Here is a 22,816-nt window from a genome sequence, read left to right as displayed (position 1 = left end):
TGGGGAACCGAGCGTTGAACTTGAGCGAAAGTCACTCAACTTTCTGGAGGATGGTTTGCCTATCTTTTTCGGCCCAGCGGCCGGCAGCGGCTCGTTCGACGACTTCCTCGCCCGCTATCTGCAGGGCCAGGGCGCTCGCCGCATGAGTCGACCCCTTGACATCACGCGGCTCGTCAGCCGCGGAACCCAGCGGATCCTGAATTCCGCTGGCCGTTACGCTCTCGAGCACGGCCACCGCGAGGTCGACGCACTGCACCTTCTGCGCGCGCTCGCCGAGACTGAGTCCGTGGCTGGCATGATCGACTACGCCGGTGCGTCTGCGCGCGACATCGTCGAAGCGGCCGAGCAGCGCCTCCCCGAAGGCGCCCCCTCGCGGGACGACGACGGCGAGGAGGCACCGCCGTCGCTCACACAGTCCGCGCAGCACGCGTTCCTCGACGCGTACAAGGTCGCGCGCTCGCTCGGGTCCACCTACATCGACCCCGAGCACCTCTTCCTCGCGCTCGTCCTCGCCTCGGATGCCCCTGCGGGCCAGATCCTGGCCGCGCGCGGCATCACGCCCCAGTCGCTTCAGGTCACTGACAGCGCCGTGCCGGAGGAAACAGCGGACGACGGCGACGCCGCACCGGCAGCGGGCCAGCGCGCCAAGCGGCGGGGTGCCCGGGCGCAGGGCGGTCAAGGCAAGACCCCGATGCTCGAGAAGTTCGGCACCGACCTGACGGCCCTAGCCCGCGAAGGCAAGCTGGACCCGGTGATCGGCCGCGCCTCGGAGATCGAGCAGGCCATCGAGATCCTGGCCCGCCGTACGAAGAACAACCCTGTGCTCATCGGCGAGGCCGGTGTGGGCAAGACCGCGATCGTCGAGGGCCTCGCCCAGGCCGTCGCGTCTGGAGATGTTCCCGCGCAGCTTCACGGCAAGACCGTCATCTCGCTCGACCTCCCCGCCATGCTCGCGGGCACGCGCTACCGGGGCGACTTCGAGGAGCGCCTCACCAAGACCATGGACGAGATCGCGGCCGACGGCAACGTCATCGCGTTCGTCGACGAGCTCCATACGGTCGTTGGCGCGGGCGGCGGCGGCGAGGGCGGCATGGACGCGGGCAACATCCTCAAGCCGCGGCTTGCGCGCGGCGAGCTGCACCTCGTCGGGGCGACCACGCTCGACGAGTACCGCAAGATCGAGAAGGATCCCGCGCTGGAGCGTCGCTTCCAGCCGGTCACGGTCGGCGAGCCGAGCGTCGAGGATGCCATCGCGATCCTCGACGGGCTCAAGTCCCGGTACGAGGAGCACCACGGCATCACCTACACCGACGCCGCGATCCGCTCCGCCGTCGAACTCTCCAACCGCTACATCACCGACCGGTACCTGCCGGACAAGGCCATCGACCTCATCGACCAGGCGGGCGCCCGGAAGAGCCTGGCCCGCGGACCGCGGAACGACCTCGAAGCGCTCAACGCCGAGGCGACGCGGCTCGAGGAGCAGAAGGCTGCCGCCGTCGCCCGCGAGGACTATGAGGAAGCCTCGCGCCTCCGCGACGCGATCGAGGCCGTCGCGCTCAAGATCGCGGACGCGATCGAAGCCCCGGCCGCCACGGAAGCAGAGGACGCCGTCGTAAGCGATGAAGACATCGCCGCCGTCGTCGCCCGCGCCACCGGCATCCCCGCCGCGCGCGTCACGGAAGGCGAGCGCGAGCGGCTCGCGCGACTCGAGGACGAGCTCCACGGCCGGGTGGTGGGGCAGGAAGACGCGGTGACCGCGATCGCGAAGGCGGTGCGGCGCAACAGGACCGGCCTAGGCGATCAGGGCCGGCCCGTCGGCAGCTTCCTGTTCCTGGGCCCGACCGGCGTGGGCAAGACCGAGCTCGCGAAGGCCCTCGCGGCGTCGCTCTTCGGCGACGAATCGGCGATGGTGCGCTTCGATATGAGCGAGTTCGGCGAGCGCCATACGGTGAGCCGGCTCGTCGGTGCGCCTCCCGGATACGTCGGCTACTCCGAGGCCGGGCAGCTCACCGAGCGCGTGCGGCGGCACCCCTACTCCGTCGTGCTGCTCGACGAGGTCGAGAAGGCGCACCCCGACGTGTTCAACCTGCTCCTGCAGGTGCTCGACGACGGGCGCCTCACCGACGGTCAGGGACACACGGTCGACTTCCGGAACACGGTTGTCATCATGACTTCGAACCTCGGTTCGGAGTTCCTCGCAACTCGCGGCGCCTCGCTCGGCTTCGCGGCAGGCGGGGCCGAGGGCGGGCCCTCCGACGCCGAGCTGCGGGCACGGATCATGGGGCGGCTCCGCGAGACGATGCGGCCCGAGTTCCTGAACCGCATCGACGAGATCGTGCTGTTCCGGAAGCTCACGCGGGAGCAGCTGCACCAGATTGTGCGGCTCCAGCTCCGTGGGACGGAGGCTCGGCTCGCCGCACAGGGCATTGCGCTCGATGTCGACGACGCCGCGGTCGACTGGATTGCTCACCGTGGGTACGAACCCGAGTTCGGGGCGCGCCCGCTGCGGCGGGTGATCCAACGCGAACTGGAGGACCGCGTGGCGGACCTTCTGGTCGCGGGAGCTGTGGGCGAGGGCGGTCGGGTCACCGTGACTGTCGAGACGACGCACGACGACGACGAGCTCGCCGTCCGTGCCGACCAGCCGGACCCGGCCGCGGCGGCCTGATCGCGAAACCCCTGAAACCCCTCGAAACCCCCGGGTCAAGCCGGGGGTTTCGGCGGTTTACAGGGGTTTCGGTGGTTACGGTGGTTACCGGGGTTTCGGCGGGTCAGACCGGGACCCCGAGGTGCTCCCGCAGCACGTGCTCCGCGATCGCCATCGAGGACGTCGCCGCGGGCGATGGCGCGTTCCGCAGAAGAGTCACCGACCCCACCTGATCAACAGCGAAGTCGTCGAGCAGCGACCCGTCGGCGCCCCATGCCTGGGCACGGACCCCGGCGGCCGCCTTGTGCGCCAGATCCGAGGGCCGAAGCTCCGGCACGAACGCCCGCGCCTGCCGAAAATACAGCGGCTTCAGGAGCGAGGCCGAAATCTCCCGGACGCCCATGCGCCAGTGCTGCCGGAACAGCGGCGCGGCCCCGGGCCACGCCAAAGACCCCAGCGTGTCCCGCAGCGACACATCACTCCAGCCGTATCCCTCGCGGGCGAGGGCAGGCACAGCGTTGGGGCCCACGTGCACGTCGTCGTACACGCCGCGCGTGAAGTGCACCCCGAGGAACGGAAAGCGCGGGTCCGGCACCGGGTAGATCATGCCGCGCACCAGTTGGGACCGCGAGGGCGCGAGCGTCCAGTACTCCCCACGGAATGGCAGGATCCTGGGCGACGGCGACGCCCCGACCATCCGGGCCAGCAGATCCGACTGCAGGCCGGCGCAGACGATGAGCCGATCGAAAGTGTGGCTTCCCGCCGAGGTCGCGACCGTCGTCGTCCGCTCCCCCGTCCGCACTCCGGTGACTTCGGTGCTCAGGAGGACGCGGCCGCCCGCGCGGCGGACGTCGTCGGCCATGGCCTCGGCGATGGCCGCATAGTCGACGACGGCGGTGTGCGGCGAGTGCACGGCCGCGACACCTGCGACGTGCGGCTCGAGCTCCCGCATCCGCTCGGGCCCGATCCGTGCGAGGTCCGGCACACCGTTGGCCCGCGCGCGGTGCTCGATGTCGTCGAGCCTGGGCACCTCGTCCGGGGCCACCGCGACGACAAGCTTGCCAAGTTCGCGGTACGGAAGTCCCCGTTCCTGGCAATAGTCCCTCGTCAGCTCCCGCCCCCGTGCGCACAGCAGTGCCTTGAGCGATCCCGGCTGGTAGTACAGCCCGGCGTGCACCACTCCAGAGTTGTGTCCGGTCTGATGTGCGGCGACGCGTCGCTCCTTCTCGAGGACCACGACGTCGAAATCACCGGCCAGCGCAAGTGCCCTGGCGATGGCGAGGCCCACGATTCCTCCGCCGACAACACCGACCCGCTCTGTCCCCGGTGGCACAGTCATGCCGCCTCCACCCTTCCCCTGCTGCCGTCGACTCGCACCCGCTGGCCCTCCCTGAGCACCGACGTTCCGCGCTGCGTCCCCATGACCGCGGGCACGCCGTACTCCCGCGCCACGATCGCCGCGTGCGAGCCGAGCCCGCCCGTATCGACGACGATGGCGGACGCCCGCGCGAAGAGCGGCGTCCACGACGGGTTGGTGTTCGGGCACACCAGGACGTCTCCCGCGCGCAGCTGGCCGAACTCTTCCGGCCCGTGAATGACGCGCACCGGCCCCTCGGCCACCCCACCGCTCGCCGCCGTCCCGGTCAGGAGCGCGTCGCCGTCGTCCGGCGGTGGCGGCAGCACGGCGGCGAGGTCCAGCAGGGGCACGCCGGCGTACTCGCGACGGATTGCCGCACGACGAGCGGCCAGCTCGCGCACCCGGGAGCGCTCCGCGTCGTTCATCGCCTCGGGGGCCGGCAGCGCCCGGAGCTCCTCGAGTCGGAGGTGGAACACGTCCTCGGGCTGGGCGAGCGTCCCCGCGGCAACGAGCCGCCGCCCCAGCTCGACGAATGCCGCGCGCAGCGGCGGCATGAGCTTGACGGCGAGGGCGTGCGAATCCTCCCGGAACGCGAGACCGCGGCGGGCGAGCTCGACCAGCCCCTCCGCCCTCTCCTTGGCCCACGGGACGCGAAGGAGGGGATGCGCGAGAAGCTCGCGCAGGGCGGTTTCTCCGGGGTTGTCGGAGCGCAGCCGCTGGGGCGCCGCGGCGAGCGATTGGACGATCGCGACGACCGGAGCGGGGTCATCGCGCCACGAAGGGGCCGTGGCCACGACGACGCTCACCGATTCGCGGTGCCCGTACTCGGCGAGGAACGCGTTCAGGTCGGCATGGAATCGCGCGAACTCCGGCCGCGTACGAACAGCCTCGAGGAACGCCGCAGCATCCAGCTCGCGTGCGGCCTCGCGGAGGGCGGGGTCAGCCCGGACGGTCTCGGCGAGGCTTTCGAGTGCGTCGTTGCCAGCGCGGGTCGTGGTCGGCGCGCCCGCAACGAGGGACGCAGCCAGGCGGCCCCGGCCCAGGACGGCGAGGACGGCCCGCAGCGGGAGAACCGGCAGAAGCGCTCCCGGCAGGTACGCGGCGCGCAGGAGCCCAATCGTCACCATCGCGGAATTGCATCGGTCGACCCGTGCGAGAAGTTCATTCCAGGACAGCGCGCCGGGGTCCTCTGCGGCGAGCGAAGCGACCGAAGCCTCGAACTCCCTCACGCGCGGGTCCTCCTGCCAGCGTTGCGACCGGTACCGGCGGATCCGTCGGGCCAGGGCTAAGGGCGCGCCGATGGTGAGGAGAGTCGGCCGCGGACGGGGTGGAACGAGCTGGAGGGCCACCCCGTCCCGCTCCCGAAGGACCTCGGCGAGCGGCGGAAATCGCACGCCGACGCTGCCGGCCATGAGGTGCAGCATGCGCAGGACGCCGGGCTCAAGCCAGCCCGTGACGTCCAGCGGGTACGGGCGCACGGTGAACATCTCAAGGAAGAACGGCGCGACGAGCCGCTGGATCCGGCTCAGCTCGGGCGGCTCCAGCGGCAGCGCCGTCATGGGGCGAGCCTGCAGCAGGACCACCCGGCCGCCGTCGAGCGCCCACTCGATGTCCTGGGGAACCCCGAAGTGCCTCTCGACGCGGACCGCGAGGGCCGCGAGTTCGCGGGCCGCCGTGTCAGAGAGGACCTGGCCGCCGCCTTGGCCCGCCGTCCGTTCCAGGACTCGGCCGTCGCGGTCGAGGACGAGGTGCTCGGGAGTGACCTCTCCCGAGACGACCGCCTCGCCGAGGCCCGGCGCCGCGTCCACCACGAGCTCGGACTGGCGCCCGGTCAGCGGGTTGGCCGTGAAGAGCACGCCGGCGGCTTCGGCGTCGACCATCCGCTGGACGACGACGGCAATCGCGACGTCCGAGGGCTCGATGCCCTGCCGCTTCCGGTACTCGACGGCGCGGTCGGTCCAGAGTGAGGCCCAGCACTTCCGGATCGCCTCGGTCACTGCCTCGGGCCCTTCGACGTTCAGGAAGGTGTCCTGCTGACCGGCGAAAGCTGCGCCGGGGAGGTCCTCCGCCGTTGCGCTGGACCTGACGGCCACCCTCGCGGCTCCGAGATGCTCGACGGCGCCGGCCACCTCGTGCCGGAGCTGGGGGTCGAGGGGCGCGGCTTCGAGGGCAATGCGCGCGCCAGAAGGGTCCGCGGCGGCCCGCTCCGGATCGAGCCCGGCCGCCTCCGCATGAGCGCGGTAGGCCGCCGTCGTCACCACGAAACCATCTGGCACGGGCAGGCCAGCGGCGACGAGCTCGCCGAGGTTCGCGCCCTTGCCTCCCGCGATGGGCAGGTCGGCCGCGCGCAGCAAGGCGAGCGGTACGAGCGGTGGGGACCCTCCGTCGTCGTCCATGAGGCACACGTTACTGGTGCCCCCAGACAATGCAGAAGGGCCGCCCCGTGTGCAATCGGGGCGGCCCTCCTAGGGGATCCGGCGCCGTTCAGTTCGCCGGAGTCTTATTCGAGCTCCTCAGCCCAGGCGCTTCTTGAGGCCCTCGAGCTCGCGGGTGATGCTGCGCGGAAGCGAGCCGCCGAAGCGGTCGAACCACTCCTCGAGGCTCGGAACCTCGGCACGCCACTCGTCGGCGTCGAAGCGCACGGCCTCCTGGACGTCGTCGGCCGTCATGTCGAGGCCAGCGAGGTCGAGGCTCTGCGGGGTCGGGATGAACCCGATCGGGGTCTCGACGGCGTCCGCCGCACCTTCGATCCGCTCGATCGCCCACTTCAGGACGCGCGAGTTGTCGCCGAAGCCGGGCCACGCGAAGCCGCCGTCCCGCGTGCGGCGGAACCAGTTCACGAGGAAGATCTTCGGCAGCCGCGCGGGGTTGCCCTTCGCGGACAGGGTGACCCAGTGGTTGAGGTAGTCGCCTGCGTCGTAGCCGATGAACGGCAGCATGGCCATCGGATCGCGGCGCACCACGCCGACGGCGCCAGCTGCGGCCGCCGTCGTCTCCGAGGAGAGGGTGGCGCCGTAGAAGATGCCCTGTGCCCAGTCGCGGGACTGCGTCACGAGCGGGATCGTCGTCTTGCGGCGGCCGCCGAACAGGATCGCGTGGACCTCGACGCCGTTCGGCGCGAAGTACTCGGGTGCGAGCATGTCGATCTGGTCGATCGGCGTGCAGAAGCGCGAGTTCGGGTGGGCCGCGGGACGGCCGGCCTCGGGCGTCCAGTCGTTGCCCTGCCAGTCGGTGAGGTGGGCGGGGACCTCTTCGGTCATGCCCTCCCACCACACGCCGCCGTCGTCCGTGAGCGCGACGTTCGTGAAGATGCTGTTGCCCTTCGCGATGGCGCGCATCGCGTTGGGGTTGGTGCCCCAGCCGGTGCCGGGGGCCACACCGAAGAGGCCCGCCTCGGGGTTGACGGCGCGAAGCTCGCCCTCCTTGCCGAAGCGCATCCACGTGATGTCGTCGCCGAGGGTCTCAACCTTCCAGCCCTCGATCGTGGGGTCGAGCAGCGCAAGGTTGGTCTTGCCGCACGCCGACGGGAACGCGGCCGCAACGTTGTAGACCTTGTTCTCGGGGCTGGTGAGCTTGAGGATGAGCATGTGCTCGGCGAGCCAGCCCTCGTCGCGGGCCATGACCGAGGCGATGCGCAGGGCGTAGCACTTCTTGCCGAGCAGGGCGTTGCCGCCGTAGCCCGAACCGTACGACCAGATGGAGCGCTCCTCCGGGAAGTGCACGATCCACTTCTCGGGGTTGCACGGCCACGGCACGTCGGCCTGGCCCGGCTCGAGCGGGGCACCGACGGAGTGGAGTGCCGGGACGAAGAACGCGCCGGTCTGCTCGATCTTCTTGAGGACGTCGGTGCCGATGCGGGCCATGATGCGCATCGAGGCGACGACGTAGGCCGAGTCGCTGATCTCCACGCCGAACTTCGGGTCCTCCGCGTCAAGGTGGCCCATGACGAACGGGATGACGTACATGGTGCGGCCGCGCATGGAGCCGGCGAAGAGGCCCTGAAGCTTGGCCTTCATCTGGTCCGGTTCCATCCAGTTGTTGGTGAAGCCGGCGTCGCGCTCGTTCTGCGAGCAGATGAACGTCTGCTCCTCGACGCGGGCCACGTCCGCGGGATCTGAGAAGGCAGCGAACGAATTCGGGAAGAGTTCGGGGTTGAGCCGCGTGAGGGTGCCAGCGGCAACCAGCTCGTCCGTCAGCTTGCGGTATTCCGCCTCGGAACCGTCCACCCAGTGGATCCGGTCCGGCTGAGTCAGTTCCGCGACTTCCTCAACCCAGGACAGCAGGGGCTCGTAGGTGGTGGGGGCTCCTTCGAGAAGCCTGAGACGAGTTGCGCCCATGTCTTCCTCCTTCGGCTGGTCGGCGTGTCCCTCAATGGTAGGGAAGGTGGTCTGTACCACCGGCGCCAGTGAGACCGACGAAACGAGAGGTTAACACTCAAAAACCGAGATTCTGGGGGATTTTGGTCTTTTCACCCCCGTTTTGTGTGATGAAGGTCACATAGACCGGTATAGTCGCAGGGGTGGGCGCAGCCTGATTTGGAAGTCCGTTCGTCTTCGCGTAAAGTAATTCGAGGCCGCGGCGCTGAGAACAGCGTAGGCCACAGTGATGCGCCCATAGCTCAGCTGGATAGAGCGTCTGTCTACGGAACAGAAGGTCAGGGGTTCGAATCCCTTTGGGCGCACGCATAAGAAGACGCCCCCGATCCTAGAGGATCGGGGGCGTCTTTTGTGTTTTCGTCTTTGCTGCGCGGCAGACCTTGCCTGCAAGACCCGACTGCGGTCTCCTTGGGGGGCAGGTTGTGACGTCGGTCAGTGGCCGGGCGTGAGGAGTGGTGACATGACCCAAGACCTAGTCCATGCCCATCGCGGTCACGCACTCAAGCGCGTGGTCGGATTCTGGGGCCTGCTGTTCGTCTCGCTGGGGTCGATCATCGGCTCGGGCTGGCTCCTCGGGGCCCTCGGGGCTGCGAAGTCGGCTGGCCCGGCGTCGCTGATCTCGTGGATCCTCGCCGCGATCCTGCTCGTGGTCCTTGCCCTCATCCACGCCGATCTCGGCGCCGCGTATCCGGTTGCTGGGGGCACGGCCCGTTATCCGCACTATGCGTTCGGGGCTCTTGCCGGCTTCACCGCGGGGTGGGCCGGCTACCTCCAAGCCGTCACCATCGCGCCGATCGAAGTCGAGGGCAGCATCACGTATCTCGAGAGCGCCCCGTGGGCCTCGGGACTCCAGATGGTCAACCCAGACTCCACCCTCACGCCGATCGGCCTGCTCATCGCGGCCCTCGCCCTTGCTCTCTTCTTGGTCATCAACCTCATGGGCGCCAAATGGCTCTCGGACAGCAACGTCGTCCTCGTCATCTGGAAGACCGCCGTCCCCATCCTGGCAATCGTCGTGATCATCGCGCTCAGGTTCCACCCGGGCAACTTCGGCCAGGGCGGTGGCGGCTTCGCCCCGAACGGCATCCACGGCATCTTCGCCGCGCTCCCGCTCGGCGTCGTGTTCGCCCTGCAGGGCTTCGAGCAAGCCGCGCAGATGGCAGGCGAGGCGCGCAATCCGAAGAAGGACGTTGCGCGAGCGATCATCATCGCCATGTTCCTCGGCGCCGCCATCTACATCCTGCTCGAGGTCGCATTCATCGGGGCTCTCGACCCGGCGAACATCGCGAAAGGCTGGGACAACCCGCTCGGAGCGGGCGCGTACGGGCCGTACTACGACCTCGCGATCGCCGCCGGCGCTGGCTGGCTCGCGACCATCCTCCTGATCGACGCCGTGGTCTCTCCCGCGGGAACCGGACTCGTGTACGTCGGCACGTCAGCCCGCATCTCGTACGCCCTCGGCGAGGACGACGCCCTCCCCTCAGCCCTCACCCGCGTCAGCCGGCGCGGCGTGCCCTGGGCCTCCCTCGTGCTCGCCTTCGTCATCGGGCTCATCGCGCTGCTCCCGTTCCCGAGCTGGCAGTCGCTCGTCGGGCTCGTGACTGATGCGACAGCCATCATGTACGCGTTCGCGCCGGTCTCGCTTGAGGCCCTCATCCGCCAGCACGAGCGGCGCGAGCATCCCTACCGGGTCCCATGGCCCCAGGTCCTCACGCCGTTTGGCTTCGTTGCCGCCAACCTGGTCATCTACTGGTCCGGTTTCGAGGCAATCTGGAAGCTCCTGACAGCGATTCTCATTGGGCGGATCATCTTCGAGATCGCCCTGCGCCGGTCGAAGTCCCTCCGCGAGCGCCGTGACCTCGACTGGCGGGCAGCGTCGTGGATCTGGCCGTGGCTCATCGGACTTCTCGTCTTGGGACTGCTCGGCCGCTACGGGACGGGCTCACTCAACGTGCTCCCGGAATGGATCGACATCCTCTTCGTGGTGGGGTACAGCCTGATCATCTTCTACTACGCGGTGGGTCTGGCGATGAAGCCCGAGGACATCGAGGCAGCCGTCGCCGAGGATGAGTTCGAATTCGAGGAGATCGACCACCCCGCGACGGGAGAAGCCCTCGGGTAGCTTGCGCCGGCGAGGGTAAGAGGGCCCCTACACCGCCTCGAGGACGCTCACGTAGTTGGCGATACCGACTCCGCCCATGTTCTGCACCGCCGCGCGGCGGGGGTTGGGAAGCTGCATGGCACCAGCCGTGCCCGTGAGCTGCATCGCGGCCAGCACGTGCTGGGAGACGCCAGTCGCGCCGACTGGATGGCCCTTGGCTTTGAGCCCGCCGGAGACGTTGACCGGGAGCCTGCCGTCCTTGAAGACCCAGCCCTCCTCGATCGCGCGCCGCCCCTGGCCGACGGGCGTGAGGCCCATCGTCTCGTAGATGACGAGCTCGGCGATCGTGAAGCAGTCGTGCACTTCCGCGAAGTCCAGGTCCTCAAGCCCGAGCCCGGCCATCGCGAACGCCCGCTCCCAGGAGAGACGGGTCCCCGCAAAAGCGGTCGGGTCGCGCTTCTCGGGGGGCAGGAAGTCGTTCGCGTGTCCGAAGCCGGCGAGCCGCACCGGGCCCGTCTTCGCGCCGGAGCGCGGGGCGAGGGAGAGGACGACGGCGGCCGCACCGTCAGAGACGGGCGAGCAGTCGGTGCGGCGCAGCGGGTCGGCGACGATCGGGTTCTTCTCCGACACAGTGCGGCAGAACTCCTCGCCGAGGTCCTTGCGCAGCTGGGCGTAGGGGTTGTCGACGCCGTTGCGGTGGTTCTTCGCCGCAATGCTCCCGAGCACGTCAGCGACAGGGCCGTAGCGCTTCTCGTAGTGCTTGGCGACTTCGGCGAACAGCGCGGTGAACCCGGCCGACGACGGTTGGCCGGCCATGTCGTAATCCGCACCGAGCAGGGCCGCACCGACCTTCTCCGCCCCGGCCGGGGTCATCATCTCGGCCCCGACCACCAGGACGTTCCGTGCCGTCCCGGCCAGGAGCGCCTTCACCCCCTGCTGCACCGCCGCCGACCCCGAGGCGCACGCGTTCTCGACCCGTGTCGCCGGCACGCCGAGCAGGTCCGGGGAGAGCTGGAGTGCCAGCGAGGACGGGAACGCGAGCGGCATCATGCCGGCATTGAACTGGCCGACGTAGACCTCGTCGACCTCGCCCGGCTCGAGCCCGGCGTGCGCCAGGGCCTCCCCCGCGACCTGCACGATCAGGGACTCGAGCGTCTCCTCGCCGAGCTTCCCGAACCGGCTGTGCCCCCACCCGGTGATCAGGACATCCTTGCCGAACTGTTCCTTGAGGCTCACGCGAGCGCCCCTTCCTGTGCTTCTTCCTCTTCGAGAACGACGGCGAAGGGCGCCCCTGTCTTCTCCCTCACCTCGTCAAGGCCCACCCCGGGTGCGAGGCGGTGCAGCACGAGGCGGCTGCCGCCGTCGTCGTGCCTTGGTTCCGGGGGGACCACGTCGAAGACCGCCAGGTCCGTCACGATGCGGTCCACCACCCGCCGCCCAGTGAGCGGAAGCGTGCACTTCTCGACGATCTTGGGTGAGCCGTCCTTCGCGACGTGCTCGGTGAGGACGACGATGCGAGGCGTCCCCGCGACGAGGTCCATCGCCCCGCCCATGCCCTTGACCATCTTCCCGGGGATCTGCCAGTTCGCGAGGTCGCCCTCGGCGGAGACCTGCATCGCGCCAAGAACGGCGACCTTCACGTGCCCACCGCGGATCATCGCGAACGACTCGCTCGAGTCGAAGATGCTCCCGCCCGGCAGGATAGTCACGGTCTGCTTGCCCGCGTTGATGAGGTCGGCGTCCTCCTCGCCCTCGTACGGGAACGGGCCCATGCCGAGCAGTCCGTTCTCGCTCTGCAGGGTCACGCGCACGCCCTCGGGCAGGTTGTTCGCGACCAACGTGGGGATGCCGATCCCCAGGTTCACGTAGTCGCCGTCGTTCAGTTCCTCGGCCGCGATCGCGGCCATCTCATCCCTGGTCCACGCCATCGGGATCCTCCTCCAAGTCGTTTTCTCGTTTCTGCTTGCGCCGTCACGTCCGCAGGGTCCACACCCTGCAGACGTGACGGCGCAACGGAAGGGGCCAGACCACCGGAAGGGGCTAGACCACTGCCGCTTCCGGGCGGGGCCGGACGGTCCGCTGCTCGATGTCCTTCACGCGGGGCCGCGCCTGCACGAGATGCTGGACGAACACCCCCGGCGTGATGACGTGGTTGGGGTCGATCTCGCCGGGGCCCACTATCACTTCGGCCTCGGCGATCGTCACCCGGCCCGCCGTTGCGACCACCGGGTTGAAGTTCCGGGCGGTGTGCCGGTAGACGAGATTGCCCTCGGTATCGGCGGTATGGGCGTGGACGAGGGACACGTCCGCCACGATCCCGCGCTCCTGCACGTACAGCTCGCCGTCAAACTCCTCATGGGGCTTCCCCTCGGCCACGACCGTCCCGACCCCGGTGCGGGTGTAGAAGGCCGGAATCCCCGCGCCGCCCGCACGGAGTCGCTCGGCCAAAGTGCCCTGCGGGACGAACTCGACCTCGAGCTCCCCGGCGAGGTACTGCTGGGCGAACAGCTTGTTCTCCCCAACATAGGAGGCGATCACCTTGCGGACCTGCCCCGACTCGAGCAGGATCCCCAGGCCCTTCCCGTCGACGCCCATGTTGTTCGAGACCACGGTCAGATTCCGCGCGCCTGTTTCCCGCACGGCCTCGATCAGATCCGCCGGTATCCCACTGAGCCCGAAACCGCCGACCGCCAGCGTGGCACCGTCGTGCAGCACTCCCGCCAGCACCTCGGCCAGAGTTGCTCCAGCGCCGTCCTTCAGCTTGCCCATGTTTCACCTTTCCCTGTCACCACTTTGTGGACACGGCTCGTTCTTGAACGAGGCTAGGAATTGCGGGCATTGGTGGCAATACCCAGCGTCCGCCCAGAGGCACACTGTGGACAAGCCGGTGCAGGCTGTCCACAATGTGGAGAGATTTCGCAGGAAGGGAAGCTATTTCGCAGAAAGGACACAGCGTGGCCGAACCCAAAGCCGTCCAAGGTGCCCAGCTGGTGGGACGCGTGGCGCGCGTCCTGCGGATCGTCGGGAGCAGACCGGCTGGCGCGTCGACGGCGCGGGTCGTCCGCGAGTCCGGCCTCACGCGGCCCACCGCGCACCGGATCCTCTCCTCCCTCGCCGCGGAGGGCCTCCTGGACGTCGACTCCTTCGGCAACTGGGTCTTGGGAACCGAGCTGTTCCTTCTCGGCTCGGCCGCCGCCGCCCGCTTCCCATTCGAGGAGCTCGCCCGCCCGAGCCTCCGACGGCTCGCGCAGGAATCCGGGGAGAGCGCCTTCTACAGCGTGCTGCGAGGCAACGAAACCGTCTGCGTGCTCCGCGAGGAGGGCAGCTTCCCCGTCCGCTCCTTCGTGCTCCGAGAAGGCGTCCGCTTTCCGCTCGGCGTGGCGTCTGCCGGCACCGCGATCCTCGCCTTCCTGCCGGAAGGTCAGAAGGACAATCTCTTGGACCGGTGGGACGAGCACGCCGGGGAATTCGCGGCGGGACACACCGAGGCCAGGGTTCGGCGCCAACTTGAGGAAACCAAGCTGCGGGGCTATTCGGTCAACCCGGGGCTGGTCCTCGAGGGGAGCTGGGGCATGGGCGCCGCCGTCTTCGACGGGCGAGGCAATGCGGTCGGCGCCGTGTCGCTGACGGGGATCGAACCGAGGTTCCGGCCCGAGCGGCAGCCCTTCCTCGGGCGCCTGCTCATGGAGGAGGCCCACAGGATCAGTACCAAGCTCGAAGGCGTCACTGCTCGCCGCAGCGGGGGTGGAGGGGACAGTATTAAGGCCTGAATCGCCTGTGGCCGAATTCACAGCAGCGCCGAATTCATCTCGGCGCCGAATTCACCTCAGGGCCAGATTCAGCTGTGGACGTTCGCGACCTGGAGGTGGTTATGTCGGTCAAAAGTACGAACGGCTCGGCGAAGAGCGCGGCGCGCTCAGGATCTGAGGTCAAACGAGCCGACGCCGCGAGCCCCGCGCCCACCGTGGACCGCTCCGAGCTCATCCGCAACGTGGTGCTCGTGGGCCACTCGGGAGCCGGCAAGACGATGCTGCTCGAGGCCGTCCTCGCTTCGACCGGGGCGATCAACCGCATGGGGTCCATCGCGGACGGCACCACGGTCGGCGACTCCGATCCCGCCGCGGTGCATCAGCAGCGCTCCGTCGCGCTCTCGGTGGCGCCCGTCGTCGTCGGCGAGATCAAGGTGAACCTCCTCGACACCCCAGGCTACGCGGACTTCGTGGGCGAGCTGCGGGCGGGGCTGCGGGCCGCGGACGGCGCGCTGTTCGTGGTCTCCGCGGTCGACGGCGTTGATGCCGCCACCACGGCGCTCTGGGAGGAGTGCGAGCGCGTGGGGATGCCCCGCGCCGTCGTCATCAGCCGACTTGACCACCCGCGAGCCGACTACAGCGGAGTGCTCGCCCAGTGCCAGAGCGCCTTCGGCGAGTCGGTGCTTCCGCTCTACGTTCCCTCGGTCGGCGAGGGCGGCCTCAAGGGCCTCCTCGGGCTCCTCTCCGGCAATGTCTCGGAGTACTCCGAGGGCGAGCTGCAGCCGACGGTGCGGCCCGGCGCCCCAGAAGAGCTGGCCGACTGGGAGACTGCCCGCGGCGAACTCCTCGAGGGGATCATCGCCGAGAGCGAGGACGAGACCCTCATGGATCGCTATCTCGGCGGGGAAGACATCAGCCTCGACGTGGTGATCAACGACCTCGAGAAGGCTGTTGCGCGCGGCTCCTTCTTCCCGGTGGTGCCGACGGCGGCCACGACCGGGGTGGGCACAGCCGAGCTGCTCGAGGTGCTCACGCGGGGCTTCCCGTCGCCGGCAGAGCACGCGGTGCCACCCGTCACGGACCTCAACGGTGAGCCCGTCAAGAAGCTGAAGTGCGACCCGGACGGCCCCCTCGTCGGCGAGGTGGTCCGCACTACCGTCGACCCGTTCCTCGGCCGCGTGTGCCTGGTGCGGATCTTCTCCGGGACGCTCAGGGACGACACCGCGGTCCATGTGGGCGGTCACGGGCTCGCCGACCGCGGCCACCCTGACCACGACAGCGACGAGCGGGTGGCCCGCCTGTACTCCCCGTTCGGCTCGACCCTTCGCGCGGTGCCCGCCGCCGTCGCCGGCGACATCTGCGCCGTCGCCAAGCTCGCGGCGGCCGAGACCGGCGACACCATTTCCTCGAAGGATCAACCCCTCCTCGTTGGCCCCTGGGACATGCCCGAGCCGCTCATGCCTGTGGCCGTCGAAGCGGCGTCGCACGGCGACGAGGACGCGCTCGCGAAGAACCTCGCCCGCGTCGCGGCGGGCGATCCAACTCTGCGGGTCGAGCGGAATCCCGAGACGCACCAGCTCGTGCTGTGGTGCATGGGCGAAGCCCACGCGGACGTGGTGCTCGAGCGCCTCCGGGAGCAGGGGACCAAGCTCCAGACCGTCGAAGTGATCACCCCTCTCCGGGAGACCTTCGCCGCGCCGGCGTCCGGGCACGGCCGATACGTCAAGCAGTCCGGCGGCCACGGGCAGTACGCGATCTGCGACATCGAGGTCGAGCCGCTCGAGCGCGGCGCAGGCTTCGAATTCGTCGACAAGACCGTGGGCGGCGTCATTCCCAACACTTTCATCCCCTCGATCGAGAAGGGCGTGCGGGCTCAGATGCAGAAGGGGGTCTCCGCGGGCTTCCCCGTGGTGGACATCCGTGTGACCCTCGTGGGCGGCAAGGCCCACAGCGTGGATTCCTCCGACGCGGCGTTCCAGTCCGCGGGCGCCCTGGCGCTGCGGGAGGCTGCCGCTGCAACGAAGATCCAGCTCCTCGAACCTGTCTCGTCGGTGACGATCGAGGTTCCGGACGACTACGTGGGCACCGTGCTGAGCGATCTCTCCTCGAGGCGCGGGCGGGTCACGGGGACCACCTCCGCCGGCGAGGGGACGTCGGAGATCAACGCGGAGGTGCCGGACGTCGAGCTCATTCGCTACGCCGTCGAGCTGCGCGCTCTGACCGCCGGCACGGGCCGCTTCCGACGCGAGTACCTGCGCCACGACCCCGCCCCCCACACGAGTGGCGCCGCCGTCTGACGAGGCAACGGGCCGGGCGCTACTCGCGCCGCACCTCGGCGCGGTCCCATTCGGGAAGCGGGTCCCGGTAGGCCATCCACGCCAGCGGCCCCTCGGCGAGCTCGCCGTCCGTGAGCACGCACGCATCGAGGGCCCGCGTCAGGCCCGGCCGGTCGAGGTCCAGGCCGATCACCGCAAGCTCCTGCCCGACGGCGAGCGGCGGCGATGCGCGGAGGGGCGAGACATCGGGCAGGGGCAGCGGCTCGATGCCCACGACGGAGCCCACCTGAGACCACTGGGCCACCCGTCCAGGGCGTGAAGCCAGCGCACAGAAGCCCGCTGAGCGGACGAGGCGGCCGTACCGCCCGTGGCCGATGTCGCCTTCGAGCGCGTCCGCGAGCCGTCCCGCGTGGAAGGGTCGAACGTTCTCGTACACGAAGCCGCTCACCCGCGCGTCGGTCATGTACGGCGTGAACTCGCCGTTGATGAGCCTCGTCCACCCGGCTCCGTCCTGCTCGCGTCTGACGACACCCAGGTCGAGGTCGAGATTCGCTGCCGGCTGGTCCAGCCGCAGCCGGGCACGGGGGGCCAGATGATTGACGAGTGCCATGACCATCGAGAGGTCGGAAGTCGCCAGGGGCTGCCAATTCACGAGCACAACGGTCGAGGCGAACTCGACGTCCTGGACCAGCCGCTCGCCGCACGCCGCCGCCTCGAGATCGTCGAAGAGGTGCGCCACGTCCACGACGGCGACAAGCTGGGCAAGGCGAGCAGCGCCGTCGTCGGCCGTCGCTCCTTCGCCCAGCGCGCCGATGAGTTCGGGCGCATCCCACCGGTCACCTGCGTCGAAGAGGAGCGTCGGAGCAAGCGCTCCCCCGGCAACCGCAGCACTCAGGCTTTCCCCGAGGCGGGAGGGCGGGACGGAACGCAGTGCCTCGACGATAGGCCAGCGGTGCCCGCCCGCCAGCCGGCGCGTGTACCTACGGCGCTCCTGGGCGCAGACCCCTACGATTCCGACGACCTTGACCACACCTGCACCTTCCGAGATCGGGAATATCCGGTGGCCACTGTATCTTAAAGAGAATGGTTCCCAATAATGAAAGGAGCACCGCATGAAGGTGCGCGCATCGATCCGATCCCTCAAGAACCAGCCGGGGTCCCAGCTGGTCAGGCGGCGGGGCAGGATCTTCGTCATCAACAAGAAGAACCCGCGTCTCAAGGCCCGGCAAGGCTAACTACGCTCCCGTAGCATCGGTGGGGTGGAGAGCGAGTACGACGTCATTGTGATCGGCGCAGGTGCGGCCGGCGAGAACGCAGCAGACCGCATCGTGAAGGGCGGCCTCACAGCGGCCCTCATCGAAAGCGATCTCGTCGGCGGCGCCTGTTCCTATTGGGCCTGCGAACCCTCGAAGGCGCTCCTGCGCCCAGGGACTGCGCTGCACGCGGCCCGGCGGGTTCCCGGCTCGCGCCAGGCGGTCACCGGCGACCTCGACGTCCAGGCCGTCCTCGACCACCGCACCGACGCCGTCAACAGCTGGAACGACGAATCCCAGGTCGAGTGGGTCGACGGCACCGGCATCGCCCTCGTCCGGGGGCGCGCTCGTCTCACGGGGGCGAAGCGCGTGAGTGTCGCCGACCCCTCCGGCAACCACTTCGCGCTCGCGGCGCGCCACGCCGTCGTCCTCGCCACCGGCTCCACCCCCTCGGTCCCCAAGGTTCCCGGGCTCGACCGGGTGCCCTACTGGACGACGGCGGACGCCACGAGCACCCGCGAGGTCCCCGAAAGCCTCGCGATCCTCGGCGCGGGCGTCGCCGGCTCGGAGCTCGCGCAGGCGTTCGCACGGCTGGGTTCGCAGGTCACGCTGCTCGCGCGGGGCACATTCCTGAGCGCGTTCCCCGAGGACGCGCGGGAACTCGTGCGCGCAGGCCTGACCGGCGACGGGGTGGAGATCCTCGAAGGAACCTCGCCGGAGCTCGTCGAGCCAACGGACGACGGCGGAGCCCACCTCGCGCTTCCCGACGGGCGAACGCTCGGGGTCGCCAAGGTGATGGTCGCCGCCGGCCGGCGGCCGGCCCTCGATGGGCTGGGGCTGCCTGCCTTCGGCATCGAACCTGCCTCGCTGCGAGTCGACGAGACGGGGCTCGTCGTCGGGAACTCGTGGCTCTACGCGGTCGGCGACTGCTGCGGTCGGGCCATGCTCACGCACCAGGGCAAGTACCAGGCGCGGATTACGGGCGACGTGGTCGTTGCCCGCGTGCGTGGCGAGCTCGACGGGCGGCCGTCACGTTGGAGCCGACACGCGCGCACCGCAGACGAGCTCGCCGTCCCACGGGTCATGTTCACCGATCCCGAGGCCGCGATGGTCGGGCTAACGGAAGAAGAAGCCTGGGAGCATGGGATCCGCGTCCGGGCCGTCGACCTTCCGATCTCCGTGGCCGGCGCATGGCAGCACGCCGTCGACTACGAGGGGTGGGCGCGCTTCCTCGTGGACGAGGACCGGCAGACGCTGGTGGGCGCGTGCTTCGCCGGGCCGGACGTCGCGGAGCTGCTGCAGTCCGCGACGATCGCGATCACCGGCGAAGTCACGCTCGAGCGCCTCTGGCACGCGATCCCAGCCTTCCCCACGGTGAGCGAAGTCTGGCTGCGCTTCCTCGAGGCCTACGGCCTCTGAGCGCTGCGGTCAGAGGGTCGATGTGTCGATGACGAAGCGGTAGCGGACGTCGCTGGCCACGACCCGCTCCCACGCCTCGTTGATCTTCTCGGCCGGGATGACCTCGATCTCCGCTCCGAGCCCGTGTTCGGCGCAGAAGTCGAGCATCTCCTGGGTCTGCCGGATGCCGCCGTTCTTCGTCCCCGCCAGTCGCCGCCGGAACCCGACGAGCGAGCCGGGGCTGAAGCTCATCGCGTTCTCCGGCAGGCCCGCGGCGACGAAGGTCCCGTCGAGGGCGAGCAGGCCCAGGTACGCGTTGAGGTCGAGATCCGCGGAGACGGTGCTCACGACGAGGTCGAAGCGCCCCTTGAGATCCTCGAAGGTGCTCTCGTCCGAGCTCGCGTAGTAGTGGTCGGCGCCGAGACGGAAGGCGTCGTCCTGCTTCTTCAGCGACTGGCTGATGACCGTGACCTCGGCGCCGAGCGCGTGGGCGATCTTCACGCCCATGTGCCCGAGTCCGCCCATCCCGACGATCGCGACCTGCTTGCCGGGGCCGGCCTCCCAGGTCTTCAGCGGCGAGTACAGGGTGATCCCGGCGCACAGGAGCGGGGCGGCGACGTCGAGATCGAGCGCGTCGGGGATGCGGAGGACGTAATCCTCCTCGACGGTGATGTGCGTCCTGTACCCGCCGGCGGTCGGCTTCCCGTCGCGGCCGATCGCGTTGTAGGTGCCAATCTCGCCCTTCAGGCAGTACTGCTCCTCGCCAGCGCGGCAATTGACGCATTCCCGGCACGAGTCCACGAAGCAGCCGACGCCGACCCGGTCGCCGACGGCGTACTTCGTCACCTCGCTGCCGATCGCCTCCACGACGCCGGCGATCTCGTGGCCGGTGACGATCGGGTAGGAGATCGCGCCCCAGTCGCCGCGGGCAGTGTGGATGTCGGAATGGCAGATGCCCGCGTACTTGATGGCGATGAGGACCTCGTGGGGGCCGGGCTCGCGGCGCTCGATCGTCGTCGGGACGAGGGGTTCAGTGGCGGATGGAGCGGCGTAGGCGCGTGCGGTAGGCATGAATTCTCCTGGTGTCAGAGTTGGGTGTGAGCGGCGATGGCGGGATCGGTGCCGATCCGCTGGCCGGAGTCGAGACCGCTGATCTGCTCGACCTCGCTCGCGGTGAGGTCGAGCGCGGCGGCCGCGAAGTTCTCGGCCATGCGGTCGGCGTTCGCCGTCTTCGGGATGACGATCGTCCCTTGGCTGAGATGCCACGCGAGCACGACCTGTGCGGGAGTCGCTCCGTGCGCGGCGGCGACGGCTTGCACGGCGTCGGCAGTCAGGTCAGCGCCCTGGCCGAGCGGGCTGTACGCCTCGACGGCGATCCCCTTCTCTCGGCACAGGCTCGCCAGTTCGCGCTGCTGGAAAGTCGGGTGGAGCTCGATCTGGTTGACGGCCGGCGTGACCTCGGCCGAGGCGAGCAGCGTCTCGAGGTGCTCGGGCAGGAAGTTGGAAACGCCGATCGAGCGGACCAGTTCATTCGCGAGGAGCTTCTCCATCGCCTGCCAGGCCGAGACGAAGAGGCCCTGAGCTCCTCGCGGGCGACGCCTGCCGCCGCGATCGCGGCACCGACCCCGGCCTCGTTGCGGTACGCGGCGGCGGTGTCGAGGTGCCGGTAGCCAGCCTCAAGGGCGGCCTCGACCACTCGCTGGGTGTCCTCCGGCGGAACCTGGAACACCCCGAAGCCGAGTTGCGGGATCTCGACGCCATTGTTGAGGGTCAGGGACGGAATCGTGATGTCAGGCATGGTTTAGAACCCCTCTTTCGGTTCGATTGCCCACGCGAGCCGGTGGAGCGTTGTCGCAAGCCGCGCTCGGACCAAGGCGGCCCGCGCGGGGTGCCCAGCTCCGCCGTCGTCCACCACGGGCGCGCTCGGAAGCGCGCTCTGGCTCTCTGCAAGCTGTGACGGGATGATGAGCGCGAGGGAGATCAGCGCGGTGTTGTCCATGGTCCTTCTTCTGTGCGGGAATACGTTTCAACGCTACTCAGAAACCGGTATCCCTGTCAGGTCGGCAGCCGCGCTCTTCTCTTCCTAGGAGTGAGAGTCCTACCTTCGGCGGTGCTCGCGGGGACTAAATTCCGGCAGCCCGGGGTTTACCTTAAATATGACGACGAACACCGACGCTGTAGGCTTCCGGTCCGAAAGAGGACCAATTCTCATCGCGCTGATGCTGACGACCGGGCTCGTAGCGATCGATTCGACGATCGTCGCCACCGCGGTCCCCTCCATCGTGCACGACATCGGCGGCTTCTCGTCGTTCCCGTGGCTCTTCTCTGCCTACATGCTCGCGCAGGCCGTCTCGGTGCCGGTGTACGCGAAGCTCTCCGACATGGTGGGCCGCAAGCCCATCGTCCTGGCCGGCATTGGGCTCTTCCTGCTCGGCTCGATTCTCTGCGGCTTCGCGCTGACCATGCCCGCGCTCATCGCCTTCCGCGTGCTGCAAGGGCTGGGAGCCGGTGCCGTCCAGCCGATGGCAATCACGATCGCCGGCGACATCTACTCGTTGACCGAACGCGCGAAGGTCCAGGGCTACCTCGCCAGCGTGTGGGCCATCTCGTCCGTCGTCGGCCCGACGCTGGGCGGGGTGTTCGCGTCTCTCGGGATCTGGCGCGGCATCTTCTTCATCAACATCCCGCTGTGCATCCTCGCCGGATGGATGCTCATCCGGACGTTCCACGAGAACATCGAGCGCGCCCGGCATCGGATCGACTACCTCGGTTCGGCTCTCCTCACGGGTGCCATGACCCTCCTCATACTCGGAGCGCTAGAGGGCGGGCAGGCCTGGGCTTGGAACTCCCCCGTGAGCATCGCCGTTTTCGGTATCGGGGCCGTCCTGCTCGTCCTCTTCGTCCTCGCCGAGCGGCGAGCCTCTGAGCCGGTCCTTCCCCTGTGGGTCGTCTCCCGCAGGCTGCTGCTGACCACGACGCTCGTCTCCTTCGGCGTGGGCGCCATCATCTTGGGGCTCACCTCGTACGTGCCGACGTACCTCGAGGGATCGCTCTCGGTCTCCCCCGTGCTAGCGGGTCTGGCCCTCGCCGCGCTGACCATCGGCTGGCCCATCAGCGCCTCGCAGTCCGGCCGCCTGTACCTGCGCATCGGCTTCCGGAACACCGCGGTGATCGGCATCCTGATCTCCGTCACAGGGGCCAGCGTTCTCGCGCTCACCGCTCACACGCCCACCCTGCTCCTCGTCGCGGTGAGCTGCTTCGTCGTCGGCCTCGGCATGGGCCTCGTGGCGACCCCGACCCTGATCTCCGCGCAATCGAGCGTCGAGTGGAACGAGCGGGGCGTGGTCACCGGGACCAACCTCTTCGCGCGTTCAATCGGCAGCGCGCTCGGCGTCGCCGTCTTCGGCGCGGTCGCGAACGCGCTGTACGCAGGCACGCCCAACGGCGCCTCGAATCCCCACGCGACCATCGAAGCCTCGGCGGCCGTCTTCCTTGCGGTTCTGGTCGTCACCGTGCTGACCGTCGTCGCAGTGCTCGCTATGCCGGCCGCCAAGCGGCCAGCCCAAGCCTCCGCCCAGGAGACGTCGGCAAAATCCGCGTCCTAGGCAAAGTCCGTGTCCTAGCACCTCTGTAGAAAAGCCTCGAATGCGTCGGAAAGA

At 69.1% G+C, this 22,816-nt stretch carries 16 protein-coding genes, 1 tRNA gene and 1 pseudogene; 8 read left to right on the top strand and 10 right to left on the bottom strand.

Annotation, left to right across the window (positions count from 1 at the left end; translation table 11 throughout):
• Nucleotides 1–55: 55 nt before the first annotated feature.
• Entirely contained in the window at nt 56–2,668 is a 2,613-nt protein-coding gene (locus E5679_RS10115) for an ATP-dependent Clp protease ATP-binding subunit (protein ID WP_171042324.1), read from the top strand.
• 103 nt (nt 2,669–2,771) lie between these two features.
• On the opposite strand, the gene lhgO is transcribed toward E5679_RS10115, so the two are convergent.
• The 3 genes from lhgO to E5679_RS10100 form a co-directional block, all read right to left on the bottom strand.
• The gene (gene lhgO / locus E5679_RS10110) at nt 2,772–3,986 is read right to left on the bottom strand and encodes an L-2-hydroxyglutarate oxidase (RefSeq protein ID WP_138415388.1); all 1,215 of its coding nucleotides are present in this window, start codon (nt 3,984–3,986) and stop codon (nt 2,772–2,774) included.
• Nucleotides 3,983–6,400: a PEP/pyruvate-binding domain-containing protein gene (locus E5679_RS10105; RefSeq protein ID WP_138415386.1), complete on the bottom strand. Its 2,418-nt coding sequence runs from the start codon at nt 6,398–6,400 to the stop codon at nt 3,983–3,985. Before E5679_RS10105 ends, lhgO begins: the two co-directional genes overlap by 4 nt.
• 117 nt (nt 6,401–6,517) lie before the next feature.
• Nucleotides 6,518–8,341 (bottom strand): phosphoenolpyruvate carboxykinase (GTP), encoded by a 1,824-nt coding sequence (locus tag E5679_RS10100; RefSeq protein WP_138415384.1) that lies wholly within the window; start codon nt 8,339–8,341, stop codon nt 6,518–6,520.
• Nucleotides 8,342–8,611: 270 nt separating this feature from the next.
• On the opposite strand from E5679_RS10100, the gene E5679_RS10095 reads away from it, so the two are divergent.
• Both E5679_RS10095 and E5679_RS10090 read left to right on the top strand, forming a co-directional pair.
• Nucleotides 8,612–8,685, top strand: a tRNA-Arg gene (locus E5679_RS10095).
• 155 nt (nt 8,686–8,840) lie between these two features.
• Nucleotides 8,841–10,502 (top strand): APC family permease, encoded by a 1,662-nt coding sequence (locus E5679_RS10090; RefSeq protein WP_138415382.1) that lies wholly within the window; start codon nt 8,841–8,843, stop codon nt 10,500–10,502.
• A 27-nt stretch (nt 10,503–10,529) separates the two neighbouring features.
• Here E5679_RS10090 and E5679_RS10085 read toward each other — a convergent pair whose 3' ends face one another.
• The 3 genes from E5679_RS10085 to E5679_RS10075 form a co-directional block, all read right to left on the bottom strand.
• Nucleotides 10,530–11,717, bottom strand: coding sequence for an acetyl-CoA acetyltransferase (locus E5679_RS10085; protein ID WP_138415380.1), 1,188 nt, complete (start codon nt 11,715–11,717; stop codon nt 10,530–10,532).
• Nucleotides 11,714–12,409 (bottom strand): CoA transferase subunit B, encoded by a 696-nt coding sequence (locus tag E5679_RS10080; protein ID WP_138415378.1) that lies wholly within the window; start codon nt 12,407–12,409, stop codon nt 11,714–11,716. Before E5679_RS10080 ends, E5679_RS10085 begins: the two co-directional genes overlap by 4 nt.
• Before the next feature lie 112 nt (nt 12,410–12,521).
• The gene (locus tag E5679_RS10075) at nt 12,522–13,250 is read right to left on the bottom strand and encodes a CoA transferase subunit A (RefSeq protein WP_138415376.1); all 729 of its coding nucleotides are present in this window, start codon (nt 13,248–13,250) and stop codon (nt 12,522–12,524) included.
• Between the two features lie 185 nt (nt 13,251–13,435).
• On the opposite strand from E5679_RS10075, the gene E5679_RS10070 reads away from it, so the two are divergent.
• Entirely contained in the window at nt 13,436–14,251 is an 816-nt protein-coding gene (locus E5679_RS10070) for an IclR family transcriptional regulator (RefSeq protein ID WP_249336057.1), read from the top strand.
• 101 nt (nt 14,252–14,352) lie between these two features.
• The gene (locus tag E5679_RS10065; protein ID WP_138415372.1) at nt 14,353–16,527 is read left to right on the top strand and encodes an elongation factor G-like protein EF-G2; all 2,175 of its coding nucleotides are present in this window, start codon (nt 14,353–14,355) and stop codon (nt 16,525–16,527) included.
• A gap of 19 nt (nt 16,528–16,546) precedes the next feature.
• Here the strand turns inward: E5679_RS10065 and E5679_RS10060 are convergent, their stop codons facing one another.
• A complete protein-coding gene (locus tag E5679_RS10060; protein WP_138415370.1) occupies nt 16,547–17,536 on the bottom strand; it encodes a GTP-binding protein in 990 nt (329 codons plus the stop codon).
• An 82-nt stretch (nt 17,537–17,618) separates the two neighbouring features.
• Between E5679_RS10060 and ykgO the strand changes: the two genes are divergently transcribed.
• Nucleotides 17,619–17,741 carry a type B 50S ribosomal protein L36 gene (ykgO, locus tag E5679_RS10055; protein ID WP_138415368.1) on the top strand — a complete coding sequence of 41 codons (123 nt, stop codon included), beginning with the start codon at nt 17,619–17,621 and terminating at the stop codon, nt 17,739–17,741.
• Between the two features lie 24 nt (nt 17,742–17,765).
• The gene (locus E5679_RS10050) at nt 17,766–19,178 is read left to right on the top strand and encodes a dihydrolipoyl dehydrogenase family protein (RefSeq protein WP_249336056.1); all 1,413 of its coding nucleotides are present in this window, start codon (nt 17,766–17,768) and stop codon (nt 19,176–19,178) included.
• A 9-nt stretch (nt 19,179–19,187) separates the two neighbouring features.
• On the opposite strand, the gene E5679_RS10045 is transcribed toward E5679_RS10050, so the two are convergent.
• From E5679_RS10045 to E5679_RS10035, 3 genes and pseudogenes are all read right to left on the bottom strand, one after another.
• Nucleotides 19,188–20,228 carry an NAD(P)-dependent alcohol dehydrogenase gene (locus E5679_RS10045; protein ID WP_138415366.1) on the bottom strand — a complete coding sequence of 347 codons (1,041 nt, stop codon included), beginning with the start codon at nt 20,226–20,228 and terminating at the stop codon, nt 19,188–19,190.
• 14 nt (nt 20,229–20,242) lie between these two features.
• Nucleotides 20,243–20,955, bottom strand: a pseudogene (locus E5679_RS10040) (aldo/keto reductase).
• Nucleotides 20,956–20,958: 3 nt separating this feature from the next.
• Nucleotides 20,959–21,156: a hypothetical protein gene (locus E5679_RS10035; RefSeq protein WP_138415364.1), complete on the bottom strand. Its 198-nt coding sequence runs from the start codon at nt 21,154–21,156 to the stop codon at nt 20,959–20,961.
• A gap of 157 nt (nt 21,157–21,313) precedes the next feature.
• Between E5679_RS10035 and E5679_RS10030 the strand changes: the two genes are divergently transcribed.
• Nucleotides 21,314–22,762: an MFS transporter gene (locus E5679_RS10030; protein WP_138415362.1), complete on the top strand. Its 1,449-nt coding sequence runs from the start codon at nt 21,314–21,316 to the stop codon at nt 22,760–22,762.
• Nucleotides 22,763–22,816: the final 54 nt, after the last annotated feature.

It is taken from the genome of Sinomonas gamaensis (assembly GCF_005876955.1).
GTDB lineage: Bacteria > Actinomycetota > Actinomycetes > Actinomycetales > Micrococcaceae > Sinomonas > Sinomonas gamaensis.
Note: the sequence above shows the minus strand (reverse complement) of the source record. Positions and strands in the feature narration are given on the sequence as shown.